General features: G+C 53.9%; 15 protein-coding genes and 1 pseudogene. 11 read left to right on the plus strand and 5 right to left on the minus strand.

The features are described from left to right. From ACRCWW_RS15495 to ACRCWW_RS15505, 3 genes and pseudogenes are all read left to right on the plus strand, one after another. Positions 1 to 114 (plus strand): annotated as a pseudogene (locus ACRCWW_RS15495) (IS630 family transposase); the annotation flags it as partial. Positions 115 to 158: 44 nt separating this feature from the next. Beyond that, positions 159 to 1,379 (plus strand): Ig-like domain-containing protein, encoded by a 1,221-nt coding sequence (locus ACRCWW_RS15500; RefSeq protein WP_438683198.1) that lies wholly within the window; start codon positions 159 to 161, stop codon positions 1,377 to 1,379. 215 nt (positions 1,380 to 1,594) lie between these two features. Then, the gene (locus tag ACRCWW_RS15505; RefSeq protein ID WP_438683199.1) at positions 1,595 to 3,250 is read left to right on the plus strand and encodes a glucan biosynthesis protein D; all 1,656 of its coding nucleotides are present in this window, start codon (positions 1,595 to 1,597) and stop codon (positions 3,248 to 3,250) included. A gap of 55 nt (positions 3,251 to 3,305) precedes the next feature. Here ACRCWW_RS15505 and hpxO read toward each other — a convergent pair whose 3' ends face one another. Then, positions 3,306 to 4,463, minus strand: coding sequence for an FAD-dependent urate hydroxylase HpxO (gene hpxO, locus ACRCWW_RS15510; protein WP_438683212.1), 1,158 nt, complete (start codon positions 4,461 to 4,463; stop codon positions 3,306 to 3,308). 158 nt (positions 4,464 to 4,621) lie between these two features. Between hpxO and rimL the strand changes: the two genes are divergently transcribed. Beyond that, the gene (rimL, locus tag ACRCWW_RS15515) at positions 4,622 to 5,188 is read left to right on the plus strand and encodes a 50S ribosomal protein L7/L12-serine acetyltransferase (RefSeq protein WP_438683200.1); all 567 of its coding nucleotides are present in this window, start codon (positions 4,622 to 4,624) and stop codon (positions 5,186 to 5,188) included. On the opposite strand, the gene ydcK is transcribed toward rimL, so the two are convergent. Then, positions 5,180 to 6,160, minus strand: coding sequence for a YdcK family protein (gene ydcK, locus ACRCWW_RS15520; RefSeq protein ID WP_438683201.1), 981 nt, complete (start codon positions 6,158 to 6,160; stop codon positions 5,180 to 5,182). The two genes, rimL and ydcK, sit on opposite strands and share 9 nt — an antisense overlap. A 111-nt stretch (positions 6,161 to 6,271) precedes the next feature. Between ydcK and tehA the strand changes: the two genes are divergently transcribed. The 4 genes from tehA (at position 6,272) to ACRCWW_RS15540 (ending at position 9,717) form a co-directional block, all read left to right on the plus strand. Next, on the plus strand, positions 6,272 to 7,276 hold the full coding sequence (gene tehA, locus ACRCWW_RS15525; RefSeq protein ID WP_438683202.1) for a dicarboxylate transporter/tellurite-resistance protein TehA: 1,005 nt from the start codon (positions 6,272 to 6,274) through the stop codon (positions 7,274 to 7,276). Beyond that, complete coding sequence (tehB, locus tag ACRCWW_RS15530) at positions 7,273 to 7,869, plus strand: tellurite resistance methyltransferase TehB (protein WP_438683203.1); 597 nt, start codon at positions 7,273 to 7,275, stop codon at positions 7,867 to 7,869. The genes tehA and tehB overlap by 4 nt, the downstream gene beginning before the upstream one ends. Before the next feature lie 265 nt (positions 7,870 to 8,134). After that, the gene (locus ACRCWW_RS15535) at positions 8,135 to 8,935 is read left to right on the plus strand and encodes a DUF1796 family putative cysteine peptidase (protein ID WP_438683204.1); all 801 of its coding nucleotides are present in this window, start codon (positions 8,135 to 8,137) and stop codon (positions 8,933 to 8,935) included. 110 nt (positions 8,936 to 9,045) lie between these two features. Beyond that, complete coding sequence (locus ACRCWW_RS15540) at positions 9,046 to 9,717, plus strand: DUF3313 domain-containing protein (protein WP_438683205.1); 672 nt, start codon at positions 9,046 to 9,048, stop codon at positions 9,715 to 9,717. Between the two features lie 31 nt (positions 9,718 to 9,748). Here ACRCWW_RS15540 and ACRCWW_RS15545 read toward each other — a convergent pair whose 3' ends face one another. Continuing rightward, on the minus strand, positions 9,749 to 10,657 hold the full coding sequence (locus tag ACRCWW_RS15545) for a DMT family transporter (protein ID WP_438683206.1): 909 nt from the start codon (positions 10,655 to 10,657) through the stop codon (positions 9,749 to 9,751). A gap of 185 nt (positions 10,658 to 10,842) precedes the next feature. Between ACRCWW_RS15545 and ACRCWW_RS15550 the strand changes: the two genes are divergently transcribed. After that, positions 10,843 to 11,715: a helix-turn-helix domain-containing protein gene (locus tag ACRCWW_RS15550; protein ID WP_438683207.1), complete on the plus strand. Its 873-nt coding sequence runs from the start codon at positions 10,843 to 10,845 to the stop codon at positions 11,713 to 11,715. Here the strand turns inward: ACRCWW_RS15550 and ACRCWW_RS15555 are convergent. Next, entirely contained in the window at positions 11,695 to 12,855 is a 1,161-nt protein-coding gene (locus ACRCWW_RS15555) for a benzoate/H(+) symporter BenE family transporter (RefSeq protein WP_438683208.1), read from the minus strand. The genes ACRCWW_RS15550 and ACRCWW_RS15555 overlap by 21 nt on opposite strands. 91 nt (positions 12,856 to 12,946) lie before the next feature. On the opposite strand from ACRCWW_RS15555, the gene ACRCWW_RS15560 reads away from it, so the two are divergent. Then, a complete protein-coding gene (locus ACRCWW_RS15560) occupies positions 12,947 to 13,489 on the plus strand; it encodes a helix-turn-helix domain-containing protein (protein ID WP_438683209.1) in 543 nt (180 codons plus the stop codon). Here the strand turns inward: ACRCWW_RS15560 and ACRCWW_RS15565 are convergent. Then, complete coding sequence (locus ACRCWW_RS15565) at positions 13,455 to 13,733, minus strand: hypothetical protein (RefSeq protein ID WP_438683210.1); 279 nt, start codon at positions 13,731 to 13,733, stop codon at positions 13,455 to 13,457. The genes ACRCWW_RS15560 and ACRCWW_RS15565 overlap by 35 nt on opposite strands. Here ACRCWW_RS15565 and ACRCWW_RS15570 point away from each other — a divergent pair. Beyond that, positions 13,713 to 15,671 carry a peptidase U32 family protein gene (locus ACRCWW_RS15570; protein WP_438683211.1) on the plus strand — a complete coding sequence of 653 codons (1,959 nt, stop codon included), beginning with the start codon at positions 13,713 to 13,715 and terminating at the stop codon, positions 15,669 to 15,671. The two genes, ACRCWW_RS15565 and ACRCWW_RS15570, sit on opposite strands and share 21 nt — an antisense overlap. Positions 15,672 to 15,834: the final 163 nt, after the last annotated feature.

Raw genomic sequence — 15,834 nt, forward strand, 5'->3', positions numbered from 1 at the left:
ATAACCCGAAACCATCAGTGCCGGACAATGTGGCAGCTGCTGAGAAAAGTTCACCATTTTATGGAAACAGTCAGCCCATTCCCCGGAGGAAAACATGGTCAGGCAAAAGTGTAGCGGTATTAGGCGCAGCTATTTAGTCGTTTACGCCGCCAGCTGATTTGAAAGCAAACCAGGAATATTACGTCCAGGTTTCTTTGCAGGATCCTGGCTCGAAAGATGAAATTATTTCATTACCTTACCACTTTTATACCACCGAGCCGGGCCAGGATGGTGGCACCGGCACGGCACCGGCAACTGATATTCAGGTGCTGGACGATGAAGGTGCGGCTATTACTTACATTCACAATGGTGATACCACTCACGACCATACGCCAACGATTCAGGGTCATGCCAGCGCCAATAGCATAGTGAAGATCTTCGATCAGGGCACGTTGCTCGGCGTTACCCTGGTTGACGCTAACGGCAACTGGTCCTATACACCAGCCGCACTGAATGACGGTCAGCACAGTTTCAGTACCGTGGTGGTGGATACGTCGACCGGTGAGGAGAGTGTGCAGAGCGCGGCCACGACCTTCACCATTGAAACCTCTGTTTTGGTGTCCGGTAGCGAAAACTTTGAAGACGTAACATCATTCCCTAGCAATTCATACATGGCTTTTGCTTCAGGGTTGACGATGACCGCCGTGGGAACGGATCAGGCATGTGTGGTCAGTTCAGCTATATCAGCTGCTGATCCAGATCATCCGGGTCATAAACTGTATGCTGATAATCACGCCAAAGGAATTTCCAACCAGTCTGGTGACGGCGAGCTGATCTTCACCCTTCCTGGTGCGGCGCAGTCGGTCTCGTTTGATTATGTTGTTGCGCAGGAAATCACGGTTTATGACACTGATCATAACGTCATCGATCATGTTTACCCTGACGAATCTTCCTACCTCTCTAAGGAGTGGCTGCACTATGAGTACACCGCACCGCAGGGTACTGAAATTGGTTCGTTCTCTGTGGGCAGCGGATATTGCTGGATGGATAATGTGCAGTGGAGTGATACCGCGACTACCATGCCATCGCAGGCTTCGGACATCCACAATTCAGCCTATGACCTTACTAATCATGCCCACAGCACCATGACCCTGACCGAGTCAGATGTGCTCGCCCATTCGCAGCAGAATCTCTATATCGAGGATGGCAAAGAGCAGATGGCCATCAAAGGGGATGCCGGTGATGTGGTTGAAGTGAATATCACGAACTTCGACACGCAGAACTGGAGTGAGACAGGCCAGATGACAGCCGGTGGTGTCACTTATGATATCTATCAGCACGCGACAAACGACCATGAGCTGCTGATCCAGCATGGTGTCGAACTGCATCAATATCATTAATCTGCTGATATAACCCTCGACGGCCTTTCTCTTTGTTTCCGGAAAGGCCGTTTTTACTCACTTTTACACCCGGAATCAGTCACTTCTGATCGTAATTATTTATTTTCCGGTTTGTTCGGATTTTGCACCGCCAGCAATTGGATTATCCGCCGTTTTTGTCTAGAGTGGGCGCATCTTAGCGAAGTCGATCATCATAGAAGGACGCTGACTCAGGCATGAACCGCAGACACTTTATCAAATCCTCAATGGCTGTAGCCGCGGTGAGCGCTACATCCGGACTCGCCACTCTCTTTTCGAAAGCCGCGATGGCCGACGACTCGGCGATTGCCGATGGTCAGACCCGCCGTTTTGATTACTCCGTCCTGCAATCCATGGCGCATGATTTATCCCGCCAGCCGTGGGGGGGCGCACCCAAAGATCTGCCGAAAACCCTGGCAGAACTGACGCCGCAGGCTTACAACGCCATTCAGTACGATGCGTCACAGTCGCTGTGGAGCAACATTCCCGATCGTCAGCTCGATATTCAGTTTTTCCACGTGGGCATGGGCTTCCGCCGTCGCGTGCGTATGTTCTCGCTCGATTCATCGTCACAGCAGGCGCGTGAAATTCACTTCCGCCCGGAGCTGTTTAAATACAACGACGCGGGCGTCGACACCAAACAGCTGGAAGGCCAGACCGATCTCGGCTTTGCAGGCTTCCGCGCATTCAAAGCACCAGAGCTGGCGCGCCGCGATATCGTCTCTTTCCTCGGCGCGAGCTACTTCCGCGCAGTAGACAGCACGTATCAGTACGGCTTATCTGCACGTGGCCTGGCGGTGGACACCTTTACCGACACCCCGGAAGAGTTCCCGGACTTCACCTCGTTCTGGTTTGAAACCGTCAAACCAGGTGCGACGGTATTTACTGTTTACGCTTTGCTGGACAGCCGCAGCGTGACAGGCGCGTACAAATTCACCATCAACTGCCAGGAAACACAGGTGATCATGGATGTGGAAAATCACATCTATGCCCGTGAAGACGTCAAACAGCTGGGCATCGCACCGATGACCAGCATGTTCAGCTGTGGCAATAATGAACGCCGCATGTGCGACACCATTCACCCGCAAATCCATGACTCCGATCGCCTTGCGATGTGGCGTGGCAACGGGGAGTGGATCTGCCGTCCGCTGAATAACCCGCAAAAACTGCAGTTCAACGCTTTCCAGGATAAAAACCCACGCGGCTTTGGCCTGCTGCAACTGGACCGCGATTTCAGCCACTATCAGGACGTGATGGGCTGGTACAACAAACGCCCAAGCCTGTGGGTTGAGCCGCGTAACCAGTGGGGCGAAGGGGCGGTGTCGCTGATGGAAATCCCGACAACCGGTGAAACGCTGGATAACATCGTCTGCTTCTGGGAACCTAAGAAAGCGGTGAAAGCGGGCGATCAGCTCGACTTTAAATATCGTCTGTACTGGGCCGCGCAGCCGCCAGTGCGCTCGCCGTTGGCTCGCGTGATGGCAACCCGCACCGGTATGGGCGGCTTCCCTGAAGGTTGGGCTCCGGGCGAGCATTACCCTGAGAAATGGGCGCGTCGTTTTGCTATTGATTTCGTGGGTGGCGATCTGAAAGCTGCTGCACCGAAGGGCATCGAGCCGGTGATCACCCTTTCTAATGGCGAAGCGAAGCAGGTCGAAATCCTGTACGTTGAACCGTTTGACGGCTACCGCATCCTGTTTGACTGGTACCCGACCAATGACTCCACCGATCCTGTGGAAATGCGCATGTTCCTGCGCTGCCAGGGCGATGCAATCAGTGAAACATGGCTGTACCAGTACTTCCCGCCAGCGCCAGACAAACGTAATTACGTTGATGACCGTGTGATGAAATAAGTCTCTTGTTGCCGGGTGGCACTGTGCTAACCCGGCTTTTCACTTTTCTCCCTGGTTACCCCAAAGGCCCGCCCACAATGGTTTCGCGCATGCCAGCCAGAATGCGGTCCCCGGTTTCGTGATACAGCTCGTCATACCACGCTTTGGTTTCGCGCATGTCCTTGCCGTGGGTGACATCGCAGCGCTTGCGAGCTTTGAGTACCAGGTCTTTCACTCGCCAGGCGCGCTTTTCCTGATAGCGAAGCAGGGCGTCTTCAATGCCGAGAGAATGCGTCTGCAAGGTCATTGCCAGCACCACCGCATCCTCCATTGCCGCACACCCTCCCTGGCCGATATCCGGCGTGGTGCTGTGTCCTGCATCACCCAGCAGCGCGACACGCCCACGAACCAAAGTTTCCAGCGGTTCGATATCGTGAATTTCAATTCGGTTGGTGGATTGCGGATCGATCTGAGCAATCAGCGTTTGTACCGGTTCCGCCCAGCCGCTGAAATAGCGCTGTAAATCGTCTTTTAGCGTGGTGCGATCTTCCGCCAGGCCTTTTGGCAGCGGAACATCGAAGAAGAAATAGAAACGGTTCCCGGCGACGGGCATCAACGAGACGCGTTTCCCTTCGCCGACCCAGGTTGTCCACTGATTGGCCGGCGCTAAGGACTCATCGATGGTCACCAGACCGTTCCAGTTTACATACCCGGCATAGCGGCGCTCCGTCTGATAGCCCAACACCCAGGATCGCACGGCGGAGTGCGTGCCGTCGGCGGCAATGAGCAGGTCGGCTTCGGCGGTATGCCCGTCTTCAAAGGTTGCGCGAACGCCATCGGCGAAGGACTCCACGCTGACCACTCGCTGCCCAAAACGGACGGCATCGCGACCGTAAGTGTCCAGTAACATCTCCTGTAACCCTGCGCGAGCCACCGGCCAGGGGCGTTCCCCCACGCTTTGAATCAGCGGGTCGAGGCTAAAGCGGGTCATGGTCTGGTTATGACGGAAGTCGCGGTAGGACATGTACTCCATCGGCCCCCCTAAATTTCGCAGTTGCTCTTTCATTCCTAACCAGTTCAGGCACTTAACGCCATTTGGCCAGATTGAAATGGCCGCCCCAACCGGTTTAATCTCTTTGACAGCCTCATAAACCTCGGTCTGGATCCCGCACTGCTTCAGGGCGATAGCCGCAGAGAGGCCACCAATGCCACCACCAATCACGATTGCTTTCATCATCACTCTCCTTTGGGTTACAAAGGAGTCAAGCAAGATGTGTACCAACGCCCTCACGGCGTATTACAGCCGTCCGGGCATTAAGAGAAGGTTTCTGTCGCACAAAACAGGGGCCGAATGCTTTATTTTAGTGCGAGTCAATGAGAGTGGGAGCACATATGACCGACGACAAACCGCTACAGGACGAGACAATCAGTGTGTCTGAGGCAGTCACCTTGCATGCGGCTGATGAACGTTTTGTTTCAGCGTTGCATCAGTTGATTCTTAAGAATCGTCACTGGTTACAGGAATCGCTGAACTGGCCGCAGTTTGTTGGCGGCGAAAGCGACACCCGACAAAATATGCTGAGCAATCGGCTGCTGCATCAGCGGGGTTACGCCAAAATGTTCCTGATTGTTGAGCAGGGCGACGTTGTCGGCGTGCTGTCATTTAACTCAATTGAGCCGCTCAATAAAGCAGGCTATATCGGCTACTGGCTGGATGAAGACAAGCAGGGCAAGGGCATTCTGACCTCTGCGTTGCAGGCGTTTATGCAGTATTACGCCGATCAGGGGGAGGTCAGGCGCTTTGTGATCAAGTGTCGGGTCGCCAATGAGCGCAGCAACCAGGTGGCGCTGCGTAATGGTTTTACCCTGGAAGGGTGTTTGCGGCAGGCGGAATACCTGAACGGGCAGTATCACGATCAGAATATCTACGCCCGTATTATTGATTTGGGATCAGAGTGAGCCGAGCAGCGGCGTGCGGGTAATGCGCTCCTCGCCGTTAATCACTTTGCGCCCGCGAACGTGAATGGAATCGCCGTCGTAGGCTTCGATCACCGCATTGCCACTGATTTCTACGCGATGTTCGATAACCACATCGCCGCTGATACGTGCATGGCCTTCAACCAGCACTTTGTCATCGAGTAAAAGAGGGCCGCCACGCAGCCAGGCGTGACCGCCGACCAGCACGTGATGTTTCAGCACGCAGTTGCCTTCGACGACGGCGTTTTCCGCCACCTGAGAGCTGTAGCGGAGCGTCGGGATCGCGTCTTCACCGCTTCCGGCCACTACGCGAGCGTTGCCATACACTTTGGCGCAGTCACAAATCCAGACGTTGTTCTCTTCGTTACCCTGAACCAGCGCCGCCTCAAACACTTCCGCCCGATGCTCAATAAAAGCCTGGTCGACGATGGCATCCCCGTAAATCTGCGCCTGATGCACAATGCGCGAGCGGCTGACGGTCGCGCGATCGTAGATTTGCAGAATTTGGGTCGCGTCCCTGGTCAGCCCAATGGCGGCAATAATGTCGCTTTCATTAAGCACGCGCGCCTCGCCGAACAGATGACATTCACCGCGCACGCGTGAGCATTGCACGGTGACGTTGTCACTTATTCGCGCCTGATGCGTGACCACGGCGTTATCGAGCCAGGCATTGCCTTCGACCATAGCCCCATGTGAAAGCGTGCAGGGCTGGGTCATCCTGGCATTGTCTTTTACACAAGCGTCAGCAAACACCACGCTGTTTTCATCATATATCCAGCAGTCGCCTTGTTGGCTTAACGCGGCTTCGCTGTCGACCCAACCGCCTGCACTCCCCGCTTTGACATCAGCGAAATCACGCAGGGCGACGATTTGCCACAGCGTGACGCTTTTCTTCTCGTTTTCGTCCTGCCAGGTATGGTTGTGGGAAGCCTCACTCAGACGGTACTTGTTCATCGGGATTCTCGTTACGGGGGATTAACATAAACGTAGCAAAGAATCTCCGTGACGCAGGGGGAAAGGTTCCTTTAAAATACACCTTCAAATTAAGTTGAACGATTAAACAAAATGAATACAGCAGATCGCCAACGCACAGTCTTACATCTGCCCGCAGGCTATTTTGGGATGGTTCTGGGGATCATTGGAATGGGCTTCGCCTGGCGTTACGCCAGCACGATCTGGTCTGTGCCGCGTGCAATTGGCGACGGGCTGGTTGTGCTGGCGATCATCGTCTGGGCGCTGTTGACGCTGGCTTTTGTGGTACGAGCCTTTCGCTTTCCGCACAGCGTGGTGGATGAAATGCGTCATCCCGTTGCCAGCAGTTTTGTCAGCCTGTTCCCTGCCACCACAATGCTGGTTGCCATCGGCGTAACGCCATGGTGCAGGGCGCTGGCATTAGCGCTGTTTGGCCTGGGTGTGACGCTTCAGCTTTGTTATGCGGCCTGGCAGAGTGCCGGGCTGTGGCGCGGTAAACACCCGCAAGAAGCCACCACTCCGGGCCTGTATTTACCGACGGTGGCGAATAACTTTATCAGCGCGATGGCCTGCGGAGCGTTTGGGTTTCACGATGCCGGGCTGGTGTTTCTGGGTGCGGGCGTCTTTTCGTGGTTAAGCCTGGAGCCGGTTATCCTTCAGCGATTGCGCAGCGCCGGTGAATTGCCGATGGCGTTGCGTACTTCCCTGGGCATCCAGCTTGCACCAGCCTTAGTGGCCTGTAGCGCCTGGTTTTCCGTTAACGGCGGGCAGGCAGATGTGTTCGCCAAAATGCTGTTTGGCTATGGGCTATTGCAACTGTTATTTATGCTGCGTCTGATGCCATGGTACCTGAAACAGCCGTTCAATGCCTCTTTCTGGAGCTTCTCGTTCGGTATTTCCGCGCTGGCAACCACAGGCCTGCATCTCGGGCACGCCAGCGCTTCAGGATTTTTTGCAACGCTTGCCGTGCCGCTGTTTATCTTCACCAACGTGGTTATCGCGCTGCTGTTGATTCGCACGCTGCATTTGCTGATTTGTGGCAAATTGCTGCTTCGCGTTGAACGTCAAACCCTTTCACGACACAAGGATCCTTCATGACACGCCGTGATGAAAATTATTTCACTGAACAGTATGGCCTGACCCGTACGCACTCCGAAGTGCTGCACGCGGCAACCAAAGTTACGCCGGGCAAAACCCTGGATTTAGGCTGCGGGAATGGCCGAAATAGCCTGTATCTGGCCGCTAACGGCTTCGATGTGACGGCCTGGGATAAAAATCCCATGAGCATCAGCACGCTTGAGTCTATCCGGCAGAAAGAGGGGCTGGAAAACCTGCAAACGGCAGAGAAAGATCTCAACACGCTGAGCTTTGACGGCGAGTATGATTTTATCCTGTCCACCGTGGTGATGATGTTCCTGCAAGCTGACACCATTCCGGGCCTGATTGCCAACATGCAGCGCTGCACCAAACCGGGCGGCTGGAACCTGATTGTTGCGGCGATGGACACCGAAGATTACCCGTGTAACGTGGGTTTCCCGTTTGCCTTTAAAGAGGGGGAACTGAAAAACTACTACGCGGGTTGGGCATTCGATCGCTATAACGAAGACGTCGGTGAGCTACACCGCACCGACGCCGAAGGCAATCGCATTAAGCTGCGCTTTGCCACGATGCTTGCCCGTAAACCGGCTTAACGGGCATGACAGCACTCAATATTTGCTCAATATAAACCGTAGTGAATAAGGGGGGAGCTTTTCGGCAAAGCTCTTTGCTGTCAGGTTCATATTGAGAAGTAATATTCGGCACCCGCGGATAACGTGGGTGCGCTTTTGAGTATTATGAATAATGCATTCGATATTCTGCGATTAATTTAGGATTTTCTTTAGTCTCAGTTTTTCAGGTATTCATTAAGATAAATGGCAGTTAACAGGATGCTATTTAATCAATGGATAATGCCATATGAAAAAAACATTTAAAAACAAACTAAAATCGGCAAAAAGAACGCTTTCAAATTTCACAACAAAGATCCGTCATCGGGCTAACTTCAGCGCGGATGTGCTGTGGCTTTCGATTGGTGAAAACTGTTTGACCGATGACATTCTCCGACGCCATCATCGCAAATCGTACAGTCATGTTTTTTCCTCCTCTCGCTCGAATATCGAGTATGTGCTGCAAATGGAGCAGGACAACTATCGGTATTTATTGCCAAAAGAACATTTAGTCCACTGCATTATTGATAGTCATGAGGTTATTCGATCCGGTTGGTATAAAACCTGCGCGAATATTTATAGCCCACGGCACATGGAAGGGTTCGAGTTCTCACATCACAATCCGCTGGATGTGGAAGAGGACAGGCGGGCTTTTAAACGGCGAATTGCAAGGACACTGGAAATCCGTGGTAAGAAAAACGTGGTATTTGCTTACCATCATCGACTCAACGAACGTTCCGATCTTGCTTTTATCAGAGAGAAATTAAACACACTGATCGACCTCTACAATAATGATGATGTGAATTGTCAGATCGTCTTTTTTTACCAACAACTGATCAATGAAAGTGAGCAAAGCCGGTTGGCCTTTTTCCCGTCTCAGAGTGGGTTGCTTGAGTTTGTCTGCCATAGCAAGGTGCTCTGGGGCGGAGAGGACCAGACGGCGTTTTGGGCAAAAAGTGACGATGACTTGTTTGCTGAAATGTTCGCTACCGTGGATGCGTGGCGACGCTTTCACCAGAGACACAATGAAGCTGATATTACGCCATCGTAAGTCAGGGCTGTTGCATTATGCAAAGTGGTACAACCGCTTTTTTTCCACAAAAACAGAAAGGACTCTCTGCTATAACAGCCGCGCATTTGTACTTTGACAAGGACTCACTTATGCGTAGCAAAACTTTTTTAAAAATGGCCGCCATTGCGGGCATGTTAGCGTTAACGGGATGTGCTTCCAAAATCGCAGAACCTGAGAAATATTCGGGCTTCCTCAAGAAATATTCAGACCTGAAAGAAACCACGTCGGCTTCTGGTAAAGCAGAACTGCGGTGGGTCGATCCTGACTATAATCCGGCCGATTATGACAACGTGGTGTATAACCCGATTATTTATTATCCGGTTCCAAAGCCGACAACCCAGGTGGGACAACAGGCACTCGATCAAATTCTGAACTACACCAATCAGCAAATGAAAAAAGCCATTGCTGAAAGAAAACCGCTCGTCACCACGGCAGGCCCGCGCAGCCTGATTTTCCGTGGGGCTATTACCGCAGTGGATTCCAGCAAAGAAGGGTTGCAGTTCTATGAAGTCGTGCCCGTGGCGCTGATTGTGGCTGGCACAGAGATGGCAACAGGTCACCGGACCATGAATACCAACCTCTATTTTGAAGGTGAGTTGATTGATCCGAAAACGAATAAACCGGTGGTGAAGGTGGTGCGTAAAGGTGAGGGTAAAAACCTCTCTAACGAAAACACGCCGCTGACCGCCGAGACGCTGAAAGCCGTGATTGATGAAATGGCGATTGACGCAGTGAAATTTGACCCTCGTCAGAAGTCATAAAAAAACCGGCGGTTTTGGCCGCCGGTTGTTGTCAGGCTGCGCTTTTACGCAACGCCATCCGCTTGAACCATGTTTCTGGTTTGGCAAACATCACCAGGTTACCCACCAGAATTAACGCCAGCCCGAATACCGCATTGGCGTGCCAGACATACCCTTCATAAAACGTCGAAATCGTCAGCGCCACTAGTGGGAACAGCAGGGTGCTATAAGCCGCGTTAGCCGGGCCGATGCGTCCGACAAGCGTAAAGTAGGCACCAAAGGCAATCACCGAGCCGAACAGCGCCAGATACAACAGCGCGCCCATGTAGCTGAAGGTGAACTCAGGCATAAAATTGTCCCCACGGAACAGCGCAATCAGGCCCATCACCATCGTGCCGTACAGCATCGCCCAACTGTTGGTGGTCAGCGTTTCCAGCCCACGGCGCTGGTGACGAATGCTCAGCATGTTCCCCAAAGAGAAACCATACGTCCCCAGGGCGCTGAGCCCAATGCCCATCAGCAGTTCACCGCTCAGGCCGCTGGCCTGCAAATCGTCCCAGAACAGAGTGACGATGCCAATCAGCCCCAGCAGGGCTGCGAGATAAAAACGGCCCGGCGGCTGCTGGCGATAAAACAGGAAGCTGTTGATGGCATTAAACAGCACCGCCATCGAGAAAATCACCGATTCCAGCCCGGTGTTGATCCATTTGGCGGCGGTATAAAAACACCAGAAGTTGAAGCAGAACACGCAGCAACCCTGAATGATGCAGAACAGGTGGTCGCGAAGCTCAAGCTTGCGCAGGCGTCCCATCAGCTTCAGCACCAGCATCAGCGTGATGCTGGCGACGGCAAAGCGCCAGAAAATGGACACCGGCGCAGGAACCGGGCCCTGTTGCAGAAAAATGGCAATCCAGGTTGTGCCCCAAATCACCACGACCAGACAATATAAAAGTACGTTCATCGTTAATCTCAGTTTTGCTGACAATAACGCGAAGTGTGCATGCCCCCAGCGTTTCGCGCTTGCAGGGGATTGCGGTGCAGTTGCATATTCTTGCGCATTTTTTTGTGACGCAGGTGGAGTAATGCTGGAAAGGGGGGATAACAATTCATACACTATTTGACCGAACCTTTGCTACAGCGAACACGATGTCCCGAACCTACGGTACTTTTGAAACCCTGCGCCAACAAAACGCCGTCCTGCGGGACACGGTGGCGTTAAACTCCGGCATTCAGCTGGCGGCCTGGTTTAATCAAAACGATACCGTGACGGTACAAAGTGACCACCACACGCTCAGTTTGTATGTGGCGGACGGCTACGAGAGCTACCACAAAACGCCGCACGGCTGGAAAAACGGCGGTGGCCCTGACCGTTTTTGCCTGATGCCGAAAGAGAGTGAATCCAGCTGGGATATCCGCGATAACCTCTCGTTTGTGCACCTCTATTGCACCGATGAGCATCTGCGTGACATCGGCGAAAAAATCTGGGATCGCAGCCCGGCCTCGTTCCGCCTGGACGAAAAGACGTTCGCCAGCGACGACAAGATTACCGCGCTGTATCGCCATTTTTTGCTCGACTGCGACTGGCAGCAGCAGGCCAATCAGCTGGCGTTAAGCTCCGCCAGCACGCTGTTGATGACGCATCTCATCCAGCATTACACCAACGTTCAGTGGCAACTGCCGAAAGTCACTGGCGGCCTCGCGCCGTTCGTGCTGCGGAATGTGCTCGCGTTTGTCGAAGAGAATCTCGCCCAACCGCTGACGCTGGCTGATTTGGCTCAACAGGCTGCGCTAAGCGAATATCACTTTGCCAGAATGTTTAGCCAGTCGATGAACATGGCGCCGCACCAGTATGTGATGCAGCGGCGAATGGAGAAGGCGCAGCAGCTGGTGCGCCATACCGCAATGTCGCTGACGGACATCGCGCTGTCCTGCGGATTTAGCTCGGCAAGCCACTTCAGCAACCGTTTTAAAAGCAGCGTCGGTATGACTCCCTCGCAGCTACGTGCGGCGAGCCAGTGACAGCACGCTAAAGCACACGCCGCCCGCCACCAGTCCCCAAAATGCTGAACCCACACCCATAAGCATTACGCCGCTGGCGGTAACCAGAAAGGTTACAATCGCCGCATCCCGTTCTTTGTCGTTTGCCAGCGCCTGTACCAGGCTACCGCTGATCGTCCCCAACAAAGCCAGCCCGGCCAACATCTGAACCCAGGCCGCAGGCAGAGCCGCCATCAGCGAGGTTATCGACCCGCCAAATATGCCCGCCAGCACGTAAAATCCTCCGGCTGAGACAGCAGCTTTCCAGCGTTCACTGGGATCGGGATGAGCCTCCGGGCTTTGGCAAATCGCCGCAGTGATCGCCGCAATGCAAATTGAGAAGACACCGAACGGTGAAAACAGCAGGGCGATTCCGCCCGTCACCACCATCAGCATTGAAACCGACGCGGAATAACCAGAGGCTTTCATCGTCGCAATGCCCGGCGCATTTTGCGACGCCATGGTCACCAGAAAGAAGGGAATACCGACGCTGATCAGTAAGGGCAGGTTAAATTCCGGCGCGATAAAGCGCGGAGTAACAAAGGCAAAGTGCAGCGTGTCGCTGTGAAGTTCTCCGGTGAGAGCAGCGGTCAGGCTGCCTGCGACAAGTGCCGCCACCACGGCGTAGCGCGGCGCAATGGCTTTCACTATCAACCAGGCGACCAGCATGCTGCCGCAGAGCAACAGATCGCTTTGCAGGCTGGCAAAGGCCTGTAAACCAAAACGCAGCAGAATACCTGCGAGCATCGCCGCAGCGAGTGAATGGGGAATGATTTTCATCAGGCGCGCAAACAGGCCGGTAAGGCCACTGAATACAATTAAGGCATTCGCAAAGATGAAAACGCCAATGGCCTGATTCAGCGTCGCTCCATGCAGCCCTGTAACCAGCAAAGCCGCACCCGGCGTTGACCAGGCGGTAAGCAGAGGCACTTTTCGCCATAGCGTGAGCAGTAGCGTGCTCGCTCCCATCGCCAGCCCTAATGCCGTCATCCAGGCGGAGATAGTTTGCTCGTCAGCCCCGGCGGCTGCGGCCGCTTGCCAGATGATCGCTGCGGAACTGGCATAACCGACCAGCACAGCCACAAAGCCAGCCAGCAGGGTGGAAAAGGGAAACAGGCGCATAAAATCCTCTTGTGCGTTATAGCGTCCGGAGAAAGGTAACATTGAGCGTTATAGCGCACAAGTGATAAACTCGGGGCAAAGAGGAGCACCTATGAACATTACGGATCATCTGTCATCAACCCTGAAAACATTACGCCAGCAGCGTGAATGGAGCCTGTCCAGACTGGCGGAAGAGACGGGCGTTTCCAAAGCGATGCTGGGGCAAATCGAACGTAACGAATCAAGCCCGACCATTGCGACGCTGTGGAAAATCGCGACCGGGCTGAATGTCCCGTTCTCGGTATTTATCACGCCGCCGGAAAGCACGAGCGAGGCTTATGATCCGCAGCAGCAGGCGATGGTGGTGAAACCGGTGTTTCCGTGGGACCCGGTTTTGCATTTTCATCATTTCGCCATCACGCTCGCGCCGGGTGCGTTAAGTGAATCAACACCGCATGAATCAGGGGTGATTGAGCATGTAGTTGCCATTCGCGGTACGCTTGAGATGTGCATCGACGGGCTCTGGCAGGCGGTGAAAGAGGGGGAAGGGTTACGCTTTCACGGCGACAAACAGCACGCCTATCGCAACAGCTCTGATGAAACCATCCTGTTTCACTCCCTCATCCACTATCCAAAAGAAAAAGCCGCAGGCTAAGCTGCGGCAAAATACGACGACTTAATAACAATTCATAACGTGACGAGGAAAAATCCGGAATACGCAGTGACTGTAAACGACCGCCGCTTCGCCCGGAAATATCAAATTCATCAATGCTTTGCCGGAAAGCAGAAAATGCGCGTTGGCGCGGCGTGGAAAATGATTTCGCCGCGCTGCAGTTCTGACTACAATAGCCGCCATTTTGACCCAACGGATAATAACGATGCGCCTGCAAAACCATCATCTTGAACTCCTGAGCCCGGCTCGCGATGCCAGCATTGCCCGTGAAGCCATCCTTCACGGCGCGGATGCGGTCTACATCGGCGGCCCGGGCTTTGGTGCCCGCCATAATGCCAGCAACAGCCTGAGTGATATTGGCAGCCTGGTGCCGTTCGCTCACCGCTACGGCGCGAAGGTGTTCGTGACCCTGAACACCATTCTTCATGATGATGAGCTGGAGCCTGCGCAAAAGCTGATTACCGACCTGTATCAGACCGGCGTGGATGCGCTGATCGTCCAGGACATGGGCATTCTTGAGCTGGATTTACCGCCGATTGAGCTGCACGCCAGTACCCAGTGCGATATTCGCAGCGTCGAAAAAGCCAGATTCCTGTCGGATGTGGGCTTCACACAGATTGTTCTCGCCCGCGAGCTCAATCTGGATCAAATCAAAGCGATCCATGAAACCACCGATGCCACCATTGAATTCTTTATTCATGGTGCGCTGTGCGTGGCGTATTCCGGTCAGTGCTATATCTCGCACGCGCAAACCGGCCGCAGCGCGAACCGCGGTGACTGCTCACAGGCGTGTCGCTTGCCGTACACCCTGAAAGACGATCAGGGCCGCGTCGTGGCTTATGAAAAACACCTGCTGTCGATGAAAGATAACGATCAGACCGCAAACCTGGCGGCGCTGATTGATGCGGGCGTGCGCTCCTTCAAAATTGAAGGGCGCTACAAAGACATGAGCTACGTGAAAAACATCACCGCGCACTATCGCCAGATGCTCGATCGCATTATTGAAGATCGCGGCGACCTGGCGCGCTCGTCAGCCGGGCGCACCGAGCATTTCTTTGTTCCCTCCACCGACAAAACCTTCCATCGCGGCAGCACCGATTACTTCGTGAATGCGCGTAAAGGGGATATTGGCGCGTTTGATTCACCGAAATTCATCGGTCTGCCGGTTGGTGAAGTGCTGAAAGTCAGCAAAGATCACCTCGACGTCGAAGTGACCGAGCCACTGGCGAACGGCGATGGCCTGAACGTGATGATCAAGCGTGAAGTTGTCGGCTTCCGCGCCAATACCGTGGAAAAAACGGGCGAAAATCGCTATCGCGTATGGCCGAATGAAATGCCTGCCGATTTGTATAAAGCCCGCCCGCATGCGGCGCTGAACCGTAACCTCGACCACAACTGGTCACAGGCGCTGACCAAAACCTCCAGCGAACGCCGCATTGCAGTCGACGTCGAAATTGGCGGCTGGCAGGAACAGCTGATCCTGACCATGACCTGTGAAGACGGCGTCAGCGTGACTCACACCCTGGACGGCAATTTCGAGGAAGCGTCCAATCCGGAAAAAGCGCTGAGCAATTTGCAGGACGGGGTCGCTAAGCTGGGGCAAACCATTTACTACCCGCGCGACGTCAAAGTGACTTTGCCAGGGGCGTTGTTTGTGCCAAACAGCGTGCTGAATCAGCTGCGCCGTGAAACCGTTGAGATGCTTGATAACGCGCGTATGGCGGCCTACCAGCGTGGCAGCCGCAAACCAGTGGCGGTTCCGGCTCCGGTCTACCCGGAAACGCATCTGACATTTTTATCCAACGTTTATAACAACAAAGCGCGCGAATTCTACCATCGCTATGGGGTGCAGCTGATTGATGCCGCCTATGAAGCCCATGAAGAGAAGGGCGATGTGCCGGTGATGATCACCAAACATTGTCTGCGCTTTGCGTTTAACCTCTGCCCGAAACAGGCGAAAGGCAACATCAAGAGCTGGAAAGCGACACCGATGCAGTTGATGCACGGTGATGAAGTGTTGACGCTGAAGTTTGACTGCCGTCCGTGTGAAATGCACGTGGTGGGCAAAATCAAAAATCACATTCTGAAGATGCCTCATGCGGGAAGCATCGTCGCTTCTGTGAGCCCGGATGAGTTGTTGAAGACTTTGCCGAAACGCAAATAAGAGATTGCCGGGTGGCGGCGACGCCTGACCTGACCTTGTATTATCCCCCACGTGCAGAAAGAGCCGGCCAGTTCTTTCTGCCTGCAGTCCGGACGCCGTACCTGACCTTAGATTCTCAAATCTGTGGCGTAGATAATTCGCGCCGGACTGCACTTCTCCACAT

Source organism: Scandinavium sp. (assembly GCF_051650185.1).
Lineage (GTDB): Bacteria > Pseudomonadota > Gammaproteobacteria > Enterobacterales > Enterobacteriaceae > Scandinavium.

Coding starts and splice junctions, on each gene's coding strand:
- ACRCWW_RS15560 (WP_438683209.1), top strand. CDS start 12,947: ATGAACATTACGGATCATCTGTCATCAACCCTGAAAACATTACGCCAG.
- hpxO (WP_438683212.1), bottom strand. CDS start 4,463: ATGAAAGCAATCGTGATTGGTGGTGGCATTGGTGGCCTCTCTGCGGCT.
- ACRCWW_RS15550 (WP_438683207.1), top strand. CDS start 10,843: ATGTCCCGAACCTACGGTACTTTTGAAACCCTGCGCCAACAAAACGCC.
- ACRCWW_RS15570 (WP_438683211.1), top strand. CDS start 13,713: ATGCGCCTGCAAAACCATCATCTTGAACTCCTGAGCCCGGCTCGCGAT.
- rimL (WP_438683200.1), top strand. CDS start 4,622: ATGACCGACGACAAACCGCTACAGGACGAGACAATCAGTGTGTCTGAG.
- ACRCWW_RS15565 (WP_438683210.1), bottom strand. CDS start 13,733: ATGATGGTTTTGCAGGCGCATCGTTATTATCCGTTGGGTCAAAATGGC.
- ACRCWW_RS15505 (WP_438683199.1), top strand. CDS start 1,595: ATGAACCGCAGACACTTTATCAAATCCTCAATGGCTGTAGCCGCGGTG.
- tehA (WP_438683202.1), top strand. CDS start 6,272: ATGAATACAGCAGATCGCCAACGCACAGTCTTACATCTGCCCGCAGGC.
- ACRCWW_RS15540 (WP_438683205.1), top strand. CDS start 9,046: ATGCGTAGCAAAACTTTTTTAAAAATGGCCGCCATTGCGGGCATGTTA.
- tehB (WP_438683203.1), top strand. CDS start 7,273: ATGACACGCCGTGATGAAAATTATTTCACTGAACAGTATGGCCTGACC.
- ACRCWW_RS15545 (WP_438683206.1), bottom strand. CDS start 10,657: ATGAACGTACTTTTATATTGTCTGGTCGTGGTGATTTGGGGCACAACC.
- ACRCWW_RS15555 (WP_438683208.1), bottom strand. CDS start 12,855: ATGCGCCTGTTTCCCTTTTCCACCCTGCTGGCTGGCTTTGTGGCTGTG.
- ydcK (WP_438683201.1), bottom strand. CDS start 6,160: ATGAACAAGTACCGTCTGAGTGAGGCTTCCCACAACCATACCTGGCAG.
- ACRCWW_RS15535 (WP_438683204.1), top strand. CDS start 8,135: ATGAAAAAAACATTTAAAAACAAACTAAAATCGGCAAAAAGAACGCTT.